Genomic DNA, 14,994 nt, shown 5'->3' on the forward strand with positions numbered 1-14,994 from the left:
CCTTTTAAAAATCAGAGCTTTTTGACCAGCTTGGGGAACTCCTCAAACTTCGCCTGAAGGGATTCAACCGCCTTAAGTATTATCTGGTCCGGTGGCAGTGTTCCCGTTGACTCAACTCTGAAGATGAACTTGGTCGGGTCACCTGAAACCTTAACCGCCTTGGAGTGACAGGCCTCCGCGCAGGTCTTGCACATGGTACACTGGGTCAAATCCTTAACCCGAACCTTTCTTTCCTCGATTTCGAGAATGTCCTTTGGACAGGCCTTGACGCAGTCGCCACAGGCATTGCAGAGTTTGGGATCAAACTCAAGCACCGGCATGTACTTGTAAGCCACGATTCCGGGTTGCCACTTGGCATGTTCCTTACCAAGACCTAGACGAGCGATAGCCACTAGCTCCAGCCTCTGCCCACTCTCCAGCCTCACTATCGGAATAGAACTATTGACTGGCCTTACTTCCTCATCCGATGGGTTAAGTGAACCGCTGTAAACCATGCCGGGGCCCTCTGCTTTGAGTTCGAGTTCCGCGGAACACTTCTCACAACGCCCCTCGCGACAACCGCACTCGCTGGGCAACACATAGCCCTTAGGTGGGGTGGTAAGCGGCACCATGGCGAGTCGGTGGGCAATGATCTCGTCGTACATTGCGGAATCATTCACCTTGAACTCCACCTCGTCGACCGCCATGATCGGCACATCGCGCAAGGCTGCTCTACGGACGGAGTTGGCAAAGGCCGGGGTCGCGTTTGAGAGCATGAACTCCATTTCGTCCCCGTCGAGTTTTCTGATTTCTATCTGCATACCGACACCAAAATCGTCCTTCAAGATGTTGTGTTCAGCTTAAATATTGCTTTCGGTGGGGTTTAAAAACACACACCAGGGCCATGAGACGGTAAATCGGGCCCTGGGTCAAAATGGCGCCCTTCGGCAGAGCTATTGCTCCTTGGCCGGGATTTGAACCCGGGGCGGAGCCTCGACAGGGCTCCATGTTAGACCGGGCTACACCACCAGGGCCCAAACTCACTAAATAATGTCTCGGTTTAAGACGCTTATGTCAGGTAGAGGTCCGCGGAAGTAAATACCCAACCAGCTGGCCCGCGCTCTTTTGGTGCTAAACTCACGAGTAACTCACCATATGGTAAACCTTGACAAAAGAACTAAAATCAACGGTTGGCAGCGAACCGGGCTTCCCTTTGGCTTGCGCACAAAAGTACAACCCGATACGCAGGCGAGCTTGACTTCCGGGATCTGACGAGACCGGGTATTTCCTCGCCGCTATGGCCGCCAACCGAAATTATTGTTGTCCACTCAGTTTTAAAAGCTTGTGTGGTCCCGCGGGGGAGAGTTTCAGCGGCTTAATCCGCGTTTGAACTCCCGACATTTACCGGAATCCTCTAGATTCTGTCGGTTTCAGCGCGGTTTGGGTCTACAGCCGACCACTCTACCAGGCTGAGTTACCGCGGGACCGTTTAAGAATCTGGAATCTCCGTTATTAAGGTTTAACCTCTGCACTTACGAGTCTCATCTTCAGAAAAGATTGGTTTATAAAGTAGTGAGGAGACCTCATAGACGATGTCAACCGAATTGGCCCAAAAAGGAGACGCTGCGCGGCGCAGGTTTTTCAAACCCATGATCGCTGTTCTGATGGTCGTCGTGATTCTTCTGGTGACCGCCCCATCGATTGCCCAAGCTAAATCAAAGAGCACTGCTGCGGTAAAAGTTTATCAAGAACGTGATGGCGTAACTAGGTTCGAGGAATATACCCCGCTCTCATCCCAACTGGGCGTTCCACCAGGATTTTTCTACAAGGCCAATGTTTACGCTGTTAACTTCAAGGGAGGAATTGTTTTAATCGATTGCGGCGCCGAGGATCTTTACTCCGATCTCATGGTGGCAATCAACAAAAAGTTACCCAGTAGACCAATTCTAGCCGTGCTGCTGACGCATGGACATGCCGATCATGCCGGAGCCGGACACTATTTCATAGACGCTGGAATCCCAGTTTACGCGTCCTTCGCGGATTCATATCTGATTCAGATGGGGATGAACTTCCCGGGAGTGCCGATCGACTTTACCTATACTGGCTACACGCCGACCCAGCTGCTCTATGGAGGCGAACATCTTTTTGGTCTAAACGTGATCCCGACTCCCGGGCACACTTATGGATGTCTAAGTTTTCTGGAAGTGGAAACTAAATTACTTTTCAGCGGCGATGTCACGATATCCTATCCGGGTGACGATGTGGCACCTGAGGACATGACTTTTGAACTCGAATACATGACCTTGCAAGCAACCGATGACACAAGTTTGGAGATGCAGTTGAATTCTCTCAACTTACTTCTTGAGCTAACGGGCGACAGGCAAGTCAAAGCGATTATGCCGGGCCACAACCAAACTTATTACGGCAAACACGTCGTTGATTACCTTAAGAACTCAATTGAAATGGTATCACAAGAGCTGGCCAATTAATCCTTAGTTAGCGCCTGAGTCGCTTGTGCTCGAGCATGATGCAGCGGTCCATGACGACCTCGAGTCCGGCTTTTTCGGCCATCTCAGCTGCCGCCTCGTTGGCGATGCCCAGTTGCATCCAGACACCCCTGACTTTGCCGTGCCTTCTTCTCAGCTCAACTGCTTGTGCCACGATTGGAGGAACATCGTCCGATGGCCGGAAGATATCGACCAGCTCTATCTCCTTCTGCAGCTGCTCAGGCACGTCCAAAAGGCTCGGGTAACTCCTTTCACCAAGTATCTCCTCGGCCGATGGATTTACCGGAACTATGCGGTAGCCGTGACCCTTCAGGTAGGCTCCAACCTTGTGGCCATATTTTAAGGGGTCCTTTGACATTCCCACTACTGCGATCACCTTAGCGCTCAAAAGTGACCTTAACTTTTCATCACTTACGGCCATTTACCTCGTTACCTCGGAATCAGGCATACATCTTCTCTGGCTCGGTGGCAGTGGCCTTCTCGTAGTTCTCCGCGATCTCCCTCAGCTTCTCCCGAATCTCATTGGCACCCGCGATCAATTCGGCGGTGTCAATTTTCAGCCCGTGGGTTCTGTTCAGCGCCTCGATCAGCACCGCGGCACCTTCGGGATCAGGAATGGTAGCCATCGCTGGGGTGAGGATGGCCGTTCCTTCTATTTTTCTCGTCAGGCATTCGCTGAGTATAGCACCGGCAATTCCGTAGATGATGCCCTTTCGAAGCAGATTGATTCCCCGATCCTTGAAGTGTTCGCACTTGCCCAGCTCGGTCACGCAGAAGGGCTGGCGATCCGTAGGTAATCCCGGCACCGGTATGCCCTCAAGAACCAGAATTTCTTTGGTGTCATGCTTTTCGGCCCAATCGAGAAGTGCCGAAGATATTGAGTAGAGCCCCTCCTCTTTCAGTGGAATCTCGCAGATAACCACACAGAGGTTGTCCTTTTTGCTCGCGTGGATCCTAAAAGGATGCCTCAACTTTTCCCCAACAAATATCGCCACCGGAGGCAGGTGTTTAGATTTGATATAAGCCACCTCTTCCATTTTCAGCTTAGTTATTATCTGATCCACGGCAATTGAGCCCACCAAACCAGCTCCGACAAAACCGGCGATAATCAGCGGGTTCTTCAGGCCCAGATCTTTAACCTCTACTATCTCAACTTCCGCCGCGTTTGATCCCCTTGTCATGGATATCCCAAATCAATTTTCGCCGCCAATATTAAAGGGCCTCAGATCAACCAATGAACTCATGAAGCCTGCGGATCGCTTTCAACTTTTCCTCATGCCCGCACTTAGCCGCTTCAATGGCTCCTTCCAGGATCTCGGTTGTTTCTTGGTAGGTCTTCCTGTCCACAGGAAATGGAACACCGTCCTTACCGCCGTGGGCAAAGGAATATCTAATCGGATCCCGCCAAGACGGGGGTTTTCCGTAGATCAAGGTTGAAACCAGAGCTAGGGCCCTAATCGCTTTAGGTCCAATTCCGGAGATGGCTATTAACTCCTCATAGTTCTCCGGTTGGATTTCATAGGCGCGCTGCAGGGCGGCGATGGTCCGCTTGGGCAGCTCGGTGATTCTATGGCTGCGGGGCATCACGAGTCTCATGGTCCGCTCTTCCTTGCCCACAAAATCATCCAATGAGCGCTGCTCGAACTCGCGAATTTCGGCCAAAATCCTTTTTGGACCATCGCGTACTAGATCCACGCTTGTCCTCCTTGCCTCCTCACTATCCCGAGCAGTCATATCCAGCGCTACCTCCTCGGCACGTTCACCAATTATTCCAGAATGGGGCTCCTCCACAAAGCTTCTCAATCCCTCGGAAAGCCAGTGATATCGCCGCGCAAAGTTTTCGTTCATCCCCTGCTGAACCACGGCCCAATTTCCGTTCTCATCGACGAAAAAAGCGTGGTGGTAAAGCTGATAACCATCCTGAACGCAGGCGTTGTCCACCTTTGCGGCCATCCTGCTGGCATATTTGAGCCGCTCCGTCTTTGCCGTGGTGAATGAGAAGATATCCGTCAATCCTTCAATTTCCTGTGGCACCAATTTTGACACTTTTCCCTTGCCACCACAGACAGCTATTCCCAGCTCCTCGGGCATTAGTGCTTCTTTCAGGGCGCCGGTGAGCGTCGTGGTCAGACCTGAGGAGTGGAAATCAAAACCCACGATACAACCAAGTGACTGGAAGAAGAATGGGTCCGCCATCCTCTGCAAAAATTCCTCCGTGCCGTGTTCCAGCACAATGGCCTCAACTATTGCACCCGATAATTTAACCATGCGCCGGAATAGCCAAGGGGGGCAAGCCCCATAATGCAGAGGTAGTTCCGCGGTTCCGGTTCTTTTCATTTCAACACCCAATCATTTTCATGGGTGGAAACTGCACGCTTTTTCACTATCCTTTATCTTGGTCTGTTTTTTTATTTTCGATGGTGTTTGGGAAAAAGAATGCTGTGATTGTCTATAACCTAGTTACAACTAAGGCAAGATAAAAAAACAAAAAAGCAGGGGGGTGGAGTCACTTTAACAAATGATATCCCGCCGCCTTTTCTCTCGCCACGCGCTTGGCAAAGCCTTTCGCGACGAGCTCCATCAGCGCGTTGTTCACCATACCCTTGGGTAGGTGCGCGGTTCGCATCACATCGTCCGCTGTTTTCAGCACCTCAGGGCTTGTCGCGCCTAGCTTTTTAAGCGCATCGTAGACCTTCTGGGCATTGGGTGTCAATTCGGCCATATGATCACCTCATTTTCTGCTATTCTGTCACCGATTATCTTAAAAACGCTTACTGTTGCGGTCTCCAGTCACAAAAGACGGGTTTTGAATACCACCTCGCTCAAAGGGCCTCCCTTATCTTTAGCGTCATATCTATTGAATGCGAGCGCATTGTCATGTAGCTAGTCGATATTATTTCAACGCCAGTTGCCGCATAATCGGCGATATTTGCAGGAGTTATCCCCCCAGAGGCTTCCAAGGAGACTCTCTTTCTCAAATCTGCCTTTTCAAGCAACGTGATAGTACGTTTTATCTGGTCCGGTGTCATGTTATCCAGCATCACAATATCGGCACCGGCACTCGCCGCTTCCAGCACCTCCTCTGGCGTGGTGATTTCAATCTCGATCTTTCCGAACTTGCCTACCTCCTTAAACTTCTTCACCGCGGCAGCGATGGAACCCACCAGCTTGAGATGGTTGTCCTTAATGAGAACTTGGTCGCTCAAGTTGAAACGATGAGGATGGCCGCCAGCAATCTCCACTGCGCGTTTATCAAAATACTTTAACAGTGGGGCCGTTTTCCTCGTCGCCGCGATTATCACCTTGGGATTTTTTTCTCTCGCCAACTCGATCAGCTCACGCGTTGCCGTGGCTATGCCGCTCATTCTCATCATCAAATTCAGCGCCACTCTTTCGGCGGCCAGTATCTTTCTCGCCGGGCCGTCCAATCTCATGATCACTTCATCGGGACGGATGCTCTCTCCATCACGACGCAAAATTTTCACCCTAACGCCAACTTCCCTGAAGACCATCGCGGCCTCCTTCACACCGGCCAGCACCCCGTCCTGTTTTGAGATAATTTCAGCCTTAGCGCGGAGCTTCGGATCAATCAGAACGTTTGAGGTCACATCTCCGCTTCCTAGGTCCTCGGCCAGCATCTCCCGGATTTTCTTTCTAAGATAGTTTTCAGTCACGGGTAGCCCTCCCTGAGAGCTCCAACATCCTTCCCGTCGCTCGTCGAGCCCTTGCGGCGATGGCCGGCGGAACTGTCACCACGTGTTTCATATCCCGCAATGACTCGTATAGCTTTTGCAGGTTGTGTTTTTTCATCTGCTGACAGACAGCAGTCCCCAGCGCGGGTATAAACTCCTTTTCTGGGAACTCCCGCCTGAGGCGCTCCACCATACCTACTTCGGTGGTGATGATGAACCTTTTCGCTGGGGAGGCCTTGGCTCTGATCACCATCTGGCTGGTGCTGCACATGTGGCTGGCCAGCTTCTGTACCTCGGGGTCGCATTCAGGGTGAACCAGTACCTCGGCGTCCGGAAACCTCTCCTTTTTGAGGAGGATGTCAGCGGGAGTGAACATTCTGTGAACATAACAGTAGCCGAAATCTGGTATTGGAATAATCTTCTTGTCAGTTCTCTGCTGAACATACCAGGCCAAGTTTTTGTCAGGACCAAAAATGATTTCCTCCTCATCGAGAGCATTGACTATCTGAGCCGCGTTAGCTGAGGTGCAGACAACATCGGCCTCGGCGCGAGTTTCGGCGAGGGTGTTGATGTAAAGAACCACCGCCGCCCCGGGATACTTCAACCTGACCTCGCGGACCGTTTCAGGGGGCAGCTGGGCGGCCATCGGGCATCGGGCATCTGGGTCCGGGATCAGAATTGTTTTATCCGGGTTCAGCATCGCCGCGGTCTGGGCCATGAAATCAACTCCGGCAAAGAGCACTACTTTCTCCTTTACCTTAGCAGAATACCTTGCTAAATCAAGCGAGTCCCCGATGTAGTCCGCAAGTAGCTGTATCTCCTCCCGCTGATAATTGTGGGCGAGGATGATGGCCTCACGCTCGGCCTTCAGCCTCAAAATTTCGTCACGAAGTTGCTCTTGCTGCATACTGACACTAAGAAAACAAGTGGGCAGAGGTTATTAACTATGTGCCAACTTGAACTGTCTCGCTTAGATTTTTTAAAGTTCGTGCTACTGAAAGTGCTGCCAGATAGCTGGTTCGCGGTGACTCCGGAAAGGGCACATTAAGCGACCTAGTCAAGAGTTCGCCTGCCTCGCCGCGGATTCTAATCTCGTGGATATTTCTTTTGATTCGCGGGTCGGCAACAATCCTCACTAATGTTCTATCAAAGCCGACACCGGCCAAGCTCAAGGTGGCGGCCACGTTGACGCTGGCTGGGAAGAACTTCACAGCCTCACGGGCTGTTCCACTAAAGATCACCTTTGGTCCCCTGAGTCCGCTTAGCTTTATTCCTTTTCTTTTGAGATATTCGTTATTCTTAAAAGCAGAAGGAGGTTTTCGCGTTGTCAGCCTCACCTCTTTAATTTCCCGTAGCGACGAAGCCTTTGCTCCGTCAATTCCCACCACGGCGCCGGAGGGGATGTAGATCTTCCTGCCCAAGTTCATGGCTTCGGTTCGCAGACTGTTGAGGAGGTCCTCACCAGAAAGAGCGCCCACACTAAGGATGATGAGGTCTTTTCCGGACCTGAGGACGTCCAGCGAATATTGTCTGACCGCCTCCTGAGAAGCGGCCTCGACAACTATGTCGACATCCTCGTCCTCGTAAATTTCGGCAACCCTGCGCAAAATTCTGGGCTTGTTTTTTAAGCCGGAAACCAGCCTCTTGCAGCGCTCCAGCTTCAAGTCATAGACCCAGCCCAGCTCCACCCCACCTGCTTCACCTGAATCAATCAACTGTGCCAATGCCGCGCCAATTGCGCCACAACCTATCAGGCCAACCTTCATCTCATCCACCAAAGTTTTGAGCTCATAGGTCATTTTTCCATTGAGGGCATCCTAGTTACTTTAATGCGGGCTCTTAAAAGCGATTTCCAGAAGTTTTCTGTATTTTACATTATAGTTAAAGAACCCAACGGCAAGTATGAGGTAGCCCAGATCCCAGAGAACGTCGATAATGTGGCCGCTCAGGTAGGAGCTCAATATAAGGGTGTAAAGGACGTCTGCGACCGCTATTAATAACAGAGCAGCTAAAATTGTCACCCACAGCTTGAAAAGCTCTTTTCCCGAAATGTGGATCATCGTGGTGATGAGGGCGATCAACAAAAAGGCGTCACCAATGATATAGCCTGCGGTGGTTGCCTTCTCCACAGCGGGCATGTCGACCGCTGTGAGTGTTGGCAACGAAAGGTAAAAAAAGAAGACTAAGATAATCGCTGACAGCATCAGATTGAAAATCAGCCTTTTATAATCGCGCTTTATTTTTGTCGAGTTCCAAACGAGCAAAATTCCCAGTATAAATAGAGGATAGCCGGCAATCCAAAAAACATCAGCAATGCTGGCCACGGGCGCTTCAACACCGAGAACGATTTTATATAAGCTCCAGCTTAATTCCCCAAGAAACCAGAAAAATATCCCCGCCGTCAAGAAAATCATGATTCTGCCTCTGATGTTAGAGAGACCATGCAGTTTGCAGGAAGCAGCGCCGAAAATTACTGCAAGAAGTGAGAAAAACATAGTGATGATATTGCTTACGAGGGAAAAGTCGTCGCCTAGGGGCTGAAAAATGTGGAGAAGCAAATCAACCAAAAAGGCAATCGCTAAGCCTACAGTTGTGGGACCAAGCCTTTTCATGTATGTCCTAAATGACTTGTTTTTTCGTTTTAAATGCTGTTGTGTCAACCAGCTAAATTGCCTTTTTCCCGCGAGCGGGTCCTCACATCTGCAACGGGTTTAATCCCTGTTCCATCGCCCTCAGATATGGCTTGAGCCCACGCTTGATGAACCCGATGAAAACCTTCTCCAGCATGATTCGATGGACGAACGACCTGAATTCATCCTTAGCTAGCTCGTCAATCCATTTCAGGTCATGTTTCACACAAGCGGCCAGCAGTTTCCAATGTTCTGGCATCATGTCGTTAACGGTAAATCTCCTCGCTTCACTGAGCACCCCTAGCGGCACGAAAAAGAGGGGAACGATGAGGGATTTGTACTCCTTTAGTTCCTCCACCAGTTCAATCGTCTTTACAACATCTTCTGGTTTTTCCCCGGGCAACCCCATGATCAGCGTAGAACAGGGCACCCAGCAGTTATCGTGCAACAGCTTGTGGGCCTCAATCACCACCTCCGGCCACTGCTCTGGTTTGAATGGTGCCACCTTTCCCCGCATATTTTTTTCTATGAGACGGGGCGACCCGGTCTCTATGCCAACCTGTCCCGCGATCCATGGTATTTTTCTGCTCGGCACCTCCATGAGCTCCTTCAGCTGCTTTATCAGCTCGGGTTTCGCCATAGCCGAGGCGAAGGCAAAGTGAGAGATATAGGCACCCCATCCCGTGACCTTTTTCACCTCTTCAAACAGCTTCAGGACCTTAGCTTCATCAGGGATGATACTTTTCGCCCCGTATCTCAGCACATCCTCGGCATGCAGGAGGATTCTGTCGAGCCCGGCATCGAGGTTGACCTTCACCTCCTCCAGAATTTTGTCGATCGGTCTGCATCTGAAATAGCGGAGGGTGGGAACGCAGAACTCACATCCCCTGCCGCAACCTCGGGCGATTTCAACTATCCCATTTATCGTGGCGTGTTTTATGGATGGGATTTCCTCAACGGGTACCACTTCACCCTCTACAATCCCCGGGAGCGTCTCACCTTTCAATGCCTTTTCAAATACCTTCACAGCGGTTCTTTCTCCCTCCCCTACAACCACACAATCTATCTCCAATTGTTTTCGCACCGAATCGTCCGCCAGCTGCCACGCCCCAGGGCCACCGACTATCGTCTTTAGACCATTGTCCTTAATTATGGGATTGGTGATCAGTTTCCGGAAGAAGATTGCCGAATAGGTCTCCTTACCCATCAGGCTGGAAAAAGTACTGGAAGCGGGACCTATTCCTAAGGGGTCGTTCGAGGTAATGCCCAAAACCTTGGTTTCGTTATCGATAACCTTATTCAACTGATCCGGATGCGCCACCACCACATCGAAGCCCTTCTCTAATAGGGCGGCCTCGATCTTTCTCGTTCCTCCGGGCGCATATTTCACCACCCCGTTGTGCCGGGGCACGGGGGGACATACCACCAACCTGTATAACCAATCTGGCACTATCTTCGGGGCGCAGGCGGCAAAGCCGAGAAACTCTGAACCGCGGTAATCGCTCATCAGGGAATACTCCGCGGTCAGAACTATCTCGCTCAGAGCAACTACCCCCATTTTAACTAGTCGCTAAGATGTTACGTTGCTCTTTTTTCACCCTGAAATCTTCTTCAGATAGTATAGACGCCGGCGTATCTCACATCCCACTGCCCGGATGAAATCATCAGAATGCAACCTGAAATAGCGATAGGCTAACCGCCCTTCCTTTGTCACTGAGATTTCTCTCTGAACTAGTTTCAAATTAACCAGCTTCTTCAGGTGCTCTTTAACGGCCCGCTCCGATCTTTTCGTGCCAGCGACAATTTCCGCCACTGAGAGTTTTTTCTCAGTTCGCGCCAAGAGGTCCAAAATTCTCCTTCCTGTGGACTTTATCCCTAATATCTTTGCCGCTTCATGAATCATGCCTTTGTCATTCATAACCTTACCCAATATGATGATAAAAAAAGTCACTTATAAATGCACACGTGTGCAAAAATATCTGCATCAGAAATTATCGGGGTAAAAGTTTTAGGTTCCGCAACACGATTTTATAACAAACTTTGGTGAGCTGATGAGGGCAGCGGTGATCACAAAGATTGCTCCTGTCGAAGAAAATCCACTGGAACTAGTCGACCTGATCGACCCCGTTCCCGCTGGCAATCAGATTCTGATCAAGATATCCGCTTGTGGAATCTGCCACACCGAACTGGACGAAATCGAGGGCAGAGTGCCACCGACAAGATTTCCCATGGTGCCTGGACACGAGATAGTTGGTCGGGTGGAAAAACTTGGCCCCCAAGCTTCCAAATTTAAGGTGGGTGACCGGGTAGGGGTGGCTTGGATCAACTGGGCCTGCGGCAGATGTCACTTCTGCCTCGTCGGTGCGGAAAATCTATGCGCCGAGGCTAGATGGACGGGTAAGGATGAAGATGGAGGTTATGCCCAGTACACGGTCGTCTCCGAGGATTTCGCTTACCCAATACCAGAGCTATTTACCGACTTCCAAGCCGCACCACTGCTCTGCGCAGGTGTAATCGGTTACCGGGCCCTGAGGCTGTCAGGGATGGCGGATGGAAAGGTTCTCGGCCTTTATGGGTTCGGTGCCTCGGCCCACATCGTCATTCAGGTGGTCAAACACCTTCAACCTAACTCAAGGGTCTTCGTCTTCACCAGAGTGGGACAAACGGAACATCAGGAACTGGCCCGGAAGCTAGGAGCCGATTGGGTTGGAGCCACTGGGGATACCCCTCCGGCCAAACTTGACTGCGCCATTGATTTTACTCCTGTGGGCGAACCAGTTCGGGAAGCGTTAAGAAACCTTCAGAAGGGAGGCAGAGTCGTGGTCAATGCGATCAGAAAAATAACCACCATCCCTGAGCTAAACTATGCCGAGCATCTCTGGTGGGAGAAAGAGCTGAAAAGCGTCGCCAATGTGACTCGGAGAGACGTGCGGGAGTTTTTACCCTTAGCGGCCGAAATACCGATAAAACCGCAGATCAAATTGTTTAAGCTGGAAGAAGCAAACGACGCTTTGATTCTACTCAAGCAGGGAAAAATTAGCGGCGCCGGGGTACTAAATATAAACGGATAATTTTATTTACCCTCTTTAAGCGTGGTGGTGACGAAATCCAAAAATATATTATGATTCATAAATTGTTCCTGAGATACTAGTAATGAGAGCCAGATGATAGAAACTATACTCAAATGCATGCTTGGTGCCAGATGGAAAACTGCCATCTTCAGTGTTACCTCCGCTTGCAACTGCCGGTGCTCGATGTGCAACATACCAAACCTGCCTCCTAAAAATCTTCCCATCGACGCTGCCTTTGAACTCCTGCGCCAGTGTGTGGAAAATAAAGTGGCCTTTCTTTCCCTCACCGGAGGTGAGCCTTTTCTCCACCCCCATCTTCCTGCGTTGGTAAAGAGGGCCCATGATTTGGGTATCTTCGTACACATAGCGACAAACGGAACCTTGCCCGACAGAGTCGACGAAGTAAAGGGCCACGTGGATGCGATCGGTTTTAGCATCGACAGCCATGTGAGTTCAGAACATGACCAAAACAGGGGGCACGCTGGTGCTTTTGAAAAATGCTTGAAAAGCGTGGGAAATTGTAAAAAGTTAGGAATAAGATCTTTTGCCAACACCCCACCCAACCGATACATAATCGAAAAAATAGAAGAATATGTCAGGTTTGTAAACGACGAAGTTGGCATTCCCGTTGGTTTCTGCTATCCCGAAACGAATGGCGGGGAATATTTTTCGAAGTGCAACAGCATCATCAGTGGCCTGAGAAATGAGCAGATAGCAGATTTCTTCAGCGCCGCGCTCAGGCTGAAAAAAATGGGTTACGATATCATCAACACTGATATTTTTTTGCACGAGGCGATAGCATACGCAAAGGGTAATTTCAGTGACACGAGCCGTTGTGGCAGCGGGCGCGTCGTTTATTGGATTGATTGGTCCGGAAAAGTTCACCCTTGTTTTAAAAAGAGGACGGTGTTGAACAGGAACAAGAGCTGGGAAAAATACAACCCATTTGGTTGTAATGATTGTTTCGTTCAATGTTTCAGGGAACCGTCTTCATTTGTTTACCATCTACCCTTCTCGCTCAATGACCTGAAAACTTGGAAACGTTTTCTTGTGAAAAAACCAAGTGGCTCAAAGTAAAAACCTCATTTTTACAAACGGGAAGTCCAGAGTTTAATTTGAGGAAGCTAATGAGGGATAAAAAGTTTATTTTCCACACGCACCAAGAAGTATATTTGTACCTCAAAACTTTTTTGATTTTAAAACTACTTAACAGTTTCAGCCAAGTTTACCCTCCCGGAGTTCCATGATAAGGAACGTCTCTCCAGAGGGCACTCCACCAGTCCTCCTCAGTTACCGTTTCACCTCGAATGAGAATCTCCAACACCTTTTTTAGCAATTCGTGATGTCTCTTCTCGTCCGAAAGTATCGCATCTAAAAGGAGTTTAACCTTCTCATTTTCGATGCTTGGCATCACTTCGCTGATCTTTTGAATCAGTTCTGCCTCAAGGCGGATGTGTTTTTTCACGAGTTCCTTTTGTTTGTCGAGATGCTCCTGTGTAAGGGCGCGGGTAATGCCAGTTAATAACTTAATGGCCGCATCGTACATTTCCGCGTGCTTTTTCGAATCCAAGGAGATGCCTTTAAGAGCTCCCTTCACGGCGGGATTTCCAATTTCAACCAATGCGCGGTTCAACGAGCGAGTGATCTCTTTTTCGATCTTAATTTGTTCCTCAATGAAATTTACTAAGGCTTCCTTTGATTTCAAGGATTTCCCATATTTATTGTAAATTCGTTTGATAAATATTTTGCAGAAACTGAGGATCACGGAGACTGCAAAACCGATAGATGGTCAAAAGATATTAGATGGAGGACAAAAAGTCTACTAGGAAAGACTTATGAATTTGGTGATTTATTGAAAAAACTTACGTCCATAACCGCCGCGATGGTCTTGGTGATTGCCCTAGCAGGGGTGGCTGGATATTTTCTAACGATGGGGAAAACCAGTCCTCAGGGTTCAGAAAATCGACCAGAGGAAAATGACATTGGCATTGGAATCGGACAAATAGCCCCGGATTTCACCCTGACTGATATCGACGGTCACCCATTCAGCCTTAGCGATCATCGCGGCAAAATCGTGATCATCGATTTTCATGGCCACATGGTGCGGCCCCTGCGTTGCGCAGATGGGCCATCTCAAGGAAGTTTATGGCAACTACGGTAATAAAGTTGTGATAATGTCGATCGATATCGACACAAATGAGACAAACGAGACCATCCGGGTATTCAAGGAGAGATACGGTGGTGAGTGGATCTTTGCAAGTGGACCAGACGTTGGAGTAACCTACGCGGTGAGTTATATTCCGACGATATACATACTTGACCAGCAAGGGCGCATCTCACATAAAAACGTGGGCGCGACATCCTACGCGGTCCTATCGGCTGAAATCGACAGGTTAATCTAGGTTGTCGTTGATATGGTAGATACTGCGCTCCTTTCGCTCGCTTTCGGAGCTGGCCTTGTCACCTTCTTTAACCCCTGTGCCTATGCCCTGCTTCCAGCATATGTCGCTTACCATTTCAGACGACGCGGAATTATCTCTATGCGGAAAAGTGTCGCCGAGGGAGCCAGTGTTGGTGCCGCGGTATCTTTCGGCTTCATCACCGTTTTTCTCATGACGGGCACACTGGTCTCACTGTTGGGCGTCCAAATCGGACCATACTCTCCCTGGGCGATGATCGCAGTTGGGGAATTCCTCATCGCGCTCGGTCTCCTCTGGCTGGCCGGAGTTAAGCTCTCCCTCTCTGTCTCACTCCCCGCGCCACTTCGCGGAGGTCTGCTGTCCTTCTTCATCTTTGGAGTCGGCTACGCCATTGCATCCACCGCTTGTGCCCTCCCGGTTTTTCTGATGGTGGTCTTCACGGCGATAAGCTCGGGGGAACTCCTCTCGGGACTCTTAATCTTCTTGGCATATTCGCTAGGAATGGCCGTGCTGATGGTTCCACTGACGATAGCGGTTTCAACATCGAAAAATTTGATCCTGCATCGCTTTGAGCGGGTTATACCACAGGTGCGAAAAATAGGGTGGAGTAATCCTGATCCTCGCGGGAGCTTATCTCATCTATCTTCAGAGCTGGATCCTTTTTTTAACTAAAGTCAGTTCATGGCTGTCTGCGC

General features: G+C 49.9%; 20 protein-coding genes, 2 tRNA genes and 1 rRNA gene. 6 read left to right on the top strand and 17 right to left on the bottom strand.

What is annotated here, in order from left to right; translation table 11 throughout:
* Nucleotides 1-11 precede the first annotated feature (11 nt).
* From QXT02_RS00435 to QXT02_RS00450, 4 genes are all read right to left on the bottom strand, one after another.
* Nucleotides 12-800, bottom strand: a complete 789-nt coding sequence (locus QXT02_RS00435) for a DNA-directed RNA polymerase subunit D (protein WP_342811341.1) — start codon at nucleotides 798-800, stop codon at nucleotides 12-14.
* Between the two features lie 114 nt (nucleotides 801-914).
* A tRNA-Asp gene (locus QXT02_RS00440) sits at nucleotides 915-1,013 on the bottom strand.
* Nucleotides 1,014-1,167: 154 nt separating this feature from the next.
* A 5S ribosomal RNA gene (gene rrf, locus QXT02_RS00445) occupies nucleotides 1,168-1,288 on the bottom strand.
* Between the two features lie 38 nt (nucleotides 1,289-1,326).
* A tRNA-Tyr gene (locus tag QXT02_RS00450) sits at nucleotides 1,327-1,463 on the bottom strand.
* A 108-nt stretch (nucleotides 1,464-1,571) separates the two neighbouring features.
* On the opposite strand from QXT02_RS00450, the gene QXT02_RS00455 reads away from it, so the two are divergent.
* A complete protein-coding gene (locus QXT02_RS00455; protein ID WP_342811342.1) occupies nucleotides 1,572-2,468 on the top strand; it encodes an MBL fold metallo-hydrolase in 897 nt (298 codons plus the stop codon).
* A gap of 7 nt (nucleotides 2,469-2,475) precedes the next feature.
* Here QXT02_RS00455 and QXT02_RS00460 read toward each other — a convergent pair whose 3' ends face one another.
* The 10 genes from QXT02_RS00460 to QXT02_RS00505 all read right to left on the bottom strand — a co-directional run bounded on the left by QXT02_RS00460 (nucleotide 2,476) and on the right by QXT02_RS00505 (nucleotide 10,726).
* Nucleotides 2,476-2,907 carry a CoA-binding protein gene (locus QXT02_RS00460; RefSeq protein ID WP_342811343.1) on the bottom strand — a complete coding sequence of 144 codons (432 nt, stop codon included), beginning with the start codon at nucleotides 2,905-2,907 and terminating at the stop codon, nucleotides 2,476-2,478.
* Nucleotides 2,908-2,926: 19 nt separating this feature from the next.
* The gene (locus tag QXT02_RS00465) at nucleotides 2,927-3,667 is read right to left on the bottom strand and encodes a proteasome assembly chaperone family protein (protein ID WP_342811344.1); all 741 of its coding nucleotides are present in this window, start codon (nucleotides 3,665-3,667) and stop codon (nucleotides 2,927-2,929) included.
* 46 nt (nucleotides 3,668-3,713) lie between these two features.
* A complete protein-coding gene (locus QXT02_RS00470; protein WP_342811345.1) occupies nucleotides 3,714-4,823 on the bottom strand; it encodes a DUF763 domain-containing protein in 1,110 nt (369 codons plus the stop codon).
* 169 nt (nucleotides 4,824-4,992) lie between these two features.
* Entirely contained in the window at nucleotides 4,993-5,208 is a 216-nt protein-coding gene (locus QXT02_RS00475; RefSeq protein WP_342811346.1) for a transcriptional regulator, read from the bottom strand.
* A gap of 100 nt (nucleotides 5,209-5,308) precedes the next feature.
* Nucleotides 5,309-6,160, bottom strand: a complete 852-nt coding sequence (gene nadC / locus QXT02_RS00480; RefSeq protein ID WP_342811347.1) for a carboxylating nicotinate-nucleotide diphosphorylase — start codon at nucleotides 6,158-6,160, stop codon at nucleotides 5,309-5,311.
* On the bottom strand, nucleotides 6,153-7,085 hold the full coding sequence (gene nadA / locus QXT02_RS00485) for a quinolinate synthase NadA (protein WP_342811348.1): 933 nt from the start codon (nucleotides 7,083-7,085) through the stop codon (nucleotides 6,153-6,155). The genes nadC and nadA overlap by 8 nt, the downstream gene beginning before the upstream one ends.
* A gap of 37 nt (nucleotides 7,086-7,122) precedes the next feature.
* Nucleotides 7,123-7,944 (bottom strand): aspartate dehydrogenase, encoded by an 822-nt coding sequence (locus QXT02_RS00490; protein WP_342811349.1) that lies wholly within the window; start codon nucleotides 7,942-7,944, stop codon nucleotides 7,123-7,125.
* A gap of 60 nt (nucleotides 7,945-8,004) precedes the next feature.
* Complete coding sequence (locus QXT02_RS00495) at nucleotides 8,005-8,790, bottom strand: hypothetical protein (protein ID WP_342811350.1); 786 nt, start codon at nucleotides 8,788-8,790, stop codon at nucleotides 8,005-8,007.
* Nucleotides 8,791-8,872: 82 nt separating this feature from the next.
* Nucleotides 8,873-10,366 carry a radical SAM protein gene (locus tag QXT02_RS00500; RefSeq protein WP_342811351.1) on the bottom strand — a complete coding sequence of 498 codons (1,494 nt, stop codon included), beginning with the start codon at nucleotides 10,364-10,366 and terminating at the stop codon, nucleotides 8,873-8,875.
* 36 nt (nucleotides 10,367-10,402) lie between these two features.
* Nucleotides 10,403-10,726: an ArsR family transcriptional regulator gene (locus tag QXT02_RS00505; protein ID WP_342811352.1), complete on the bottom strand. Its 324-nt coding sequence runs from the start codon at nucleotides 10,724-10,726 to the stop codon at nucleotides 10,403-10,405.
* A gap of 133 nt (nucleotides 10,727-10,859) precedes the next feature.
* Here QXT02_RS00505 and QXT02_RS00510 point away from each other — a divergent pair, with 133 nt between their 5' ends.
* Nucleotides 10,860-11,879, top strand: coding sequence for a zinc-dependent alcohol dehydrogenase family protein (locus QXT02_RS00510; RefSeq protein ID WP_342811353.1), 1,020 nt, complete (start codon nucleotides 10,860-10,862; stop codon nucleotides 11,877-11,879).
* 93 nt (nucleotides 11,880-11,972) lie between these two features.
* Complete coding sequence (locus QXT02_RS00515) at nucleotides 11,973-12,956, top strand: radical SAM protein (RefSeq protein ID WP_342811354.1); 984 nt, start codon at nucleotides 11,973-11,975, stop codon at nucleotides 12,954-12,956.
* Nucleotides 12,957-13,104: 148 nt separating this feature from the next.
* On the opposite strand, the gene QXT02_RS00520 is transcribed toward QXT02_RS00515, so the two are convergent.
* On the bottom strand, nucleotides 13,105-13,584 hold the full coding sequence (locus QXT02_RS00520) for a ferritin-like domain-containing protein (RefSeq protein ID WP_342811355.1): 480 nt from the start codon (nucleotides 13,582-13,584) through the stop codon (nucleotides 13,105-13,107).
* A 249-nt stretch (nucleotides 13,585-13,833) separates the two neighbouring features.
* A complete protein-coding gene (locus QXT02_RS00525) occupies nucleotides 13,834-13,971 on the bottom strand; it encodes a hypothetical protein (protein WP_342811356.1) in 138 nt (45 codons plus the stop codon).
* Here QXT02_RS00525 and QXT02_RS06735 point away from each other — a divergent pair.
* Together QXT02_RS06735 and QXT02_RS00530 are read left to right on the top strand one after the other, a co-directional pair.
* The gene (locus QXT02_RS06735) at nucleotides 13,909-14,040 is read left to right on the top strand and encodes a hypothetical protein (RefSeq protein WP_404980398.1); all 132 of its coding nucleotides are present in this window, start codon (nucleotides 13,909-13,911) and stop codon (nucleotides 14,038-14,040) included. The genes QXT02_RS00525 and QXT02_RS06735 overlap by 63 nt on opposite strands.
* Complete coding sequence (locus QXT02_RS00530) at nucleotides 14,003-14,281, top strand: TlpA family protein disulfide reductase (RefSeq protein WP_404980399.1); 279 nt, start codon at nucleotides 14,003-14,005, stop codon at nucleotides 14,279-14,281. Before QXT02_RS06735 ends, QXT02_RS00530 begins: the two co-directional genes overlap by 38 nt.
* Here QXT02_RS00530 and QXT02_RS00535 read toward each other — a convergent pair.
* Entirely contained in the window at nucleotides 14,273-14,395 is a 123-nt protein-coding gene (locus tag QXT02_RS00535; RefSeq protein ID WP_342811432.1) for a hypothetical protein, read from the bottom strand. The two genes, QXT02_RS00530 and QXT02_RS00535, sit on opposite strands and share 9 nt — an antisense overlap.
* Between QXT02_RS00535 and QXT02_RS00540 the strand changes: the two genes are divergently transcribed.
* Nucleotides 14,369-14,971 carry a cytochrome c biogenesis CcdA family protein gene (locus QXT02_RS00540; RefSeq protein WP_342811429.1) on the top strand — a complete coding sequence of 201 codons (603 nt, stop codon included), beginning with the start codon at nucleotides 14,369-14,371 and terminating at the stop codon, nucleotides 14,969-14,971. The genes QXT02_RS00535 and QXT02_RS00540 overlap by 27 nt on opposite strands.
* Nucleotides 14,972-14,994 lie beyond the last annotated feature (23 nt).

It is taken from the genome of Hadarchaeum sp. (SeqCode) (assembly GCF_038871235.1).
In the GTDB taxonomy this organism is placed as follows: domain Archaea; phylum Hadarchaeota; class Hadarchaeia; order Hadarchaeales; family Hadarchaeaceae; genus Hadarchaeum.

What these genes read in the sequence shown, in the direction of transcription:
- QXT02_RS00435 (WP_342811341.1), bottom strand. Translation starts at nt 800, where the DNA reads ATGCAGATAGAAATCAGAAAACTCGACGGGGACGAAATGGAGTTCATG.
- QXT02_RS00530 (WP_404980399.1), top strand. Translation starts at nt 14,003, where the DNA reads ATGGGCCATCTCAAGGAAGTTTATGGCAACTACGGTAATAAAGTTGTG.
- QXT02_RS00535 (WP_342811432.1), bottom strand. Translation starts at nt 14,395, where the DNA reads ATGGTAAGCGACATATGCTGGAAGCAGGGCATAGGCACAGGGGTTAAA.
- QXT02_RS00455 (WP_342811342.1), top strand. Translation starts at nt 1,572, where the DNA reads ATGTCAACCGAATTGGCCCAAAAAGGAGACGCTGCGCGGCGCAGGTTT.
- QXT02_RS00470 (WP_342811345.1), bottom strand. Translation starts at nt 4,823, where the DNA reads ATGAAAAGAACCGGAACCGCGGAACTACCTCTGCATTATGGGGCTTGC.
- QXT02_RS00500 (WP_342811351.1), bottom strand. Translation starts at nt 10,366, where the DNA reads ATGGGGGTAGTTGCTCTGAGCGAGATAGTTCTGACCGCGGAGTATTCC.
- QXT02_RS00495 (WP_342811350.1), bottom strand. Translation starts at nt 8,790, where the DNA reads ATGAAAAGGCTTGGTCCCACAACTGTAGGCTTAGCGATTGCCTTTTTG.
- QXT02_RS00515 (WP_342811354.1), top strand. Translation starts at nt 11,973, where the DNA reads ATGATAGAAACTATACTCAAATGCATGCTTGGTGCCAGATGGAAAACT.
- QXT02_RS00475 (WP_342811346.1), bottom strand. Translation starts at nt 5,208, where the DNA reads ATGGCCGAATTGACACCCAATGCCCAGAAGGTCTACGATGCGCTTAAA.
- QXT02_RS00460 (WP_342811343.1), bottom strand. Translation starts at nt 2,907, where the DNA reads ATGGCCGTAAGTGATGAAAAGTTAAGGTCACTTTTGAGCGCTAAGGTG.
- QXT02_RS00525 (WP_342811356.1), bottom strand. Translation starts at nt 13,971, where the DNA reads ATGAAAATCGATGATCACGATTTTGCCGCGATGATCGCTAAGGCTGAA.
- nadA (WP_342811348.1), bottom strand. Translation starts at nt 7,085, where the DNA reads ATGCAGCAAGAGCAACTTCGTGACGAAATTTTGAGGCTGAAGGCCGAG.
- QXT02_RS00465 (WP_342811344.1), bottom strand. Translation starts at nt 3,667, where the DNA reads ATGACAAGGGGATCAAACGCGGCGGAAGTTGAGATAGTAGAGGTTAAA.
- QXT02_RS00510 (WP_342811353.1), top strand. Translation starts at nt 10,860, where the DNA reads ATGAGGGCAGCGGTGATCACAAAGATTGCTCCTGTCGAAGAAAATCCA.
- QXT02_RS00505 (WP_342811352.1), bottom strand. Translation starts at nt 10,726, where the DNA reads ATGAATGACAAAGGCATGATTCATGAAGCGGCAAAGATATTAGGGATA.
- QXT02_RS00490 (WP_342811349.1), bottom strand. Translation starts at nt 7,944, where the DNA reads ATGAAGGTTGGCCTGATAGGTTGTGGCGCAATTGGCGCGGCATTGGCA.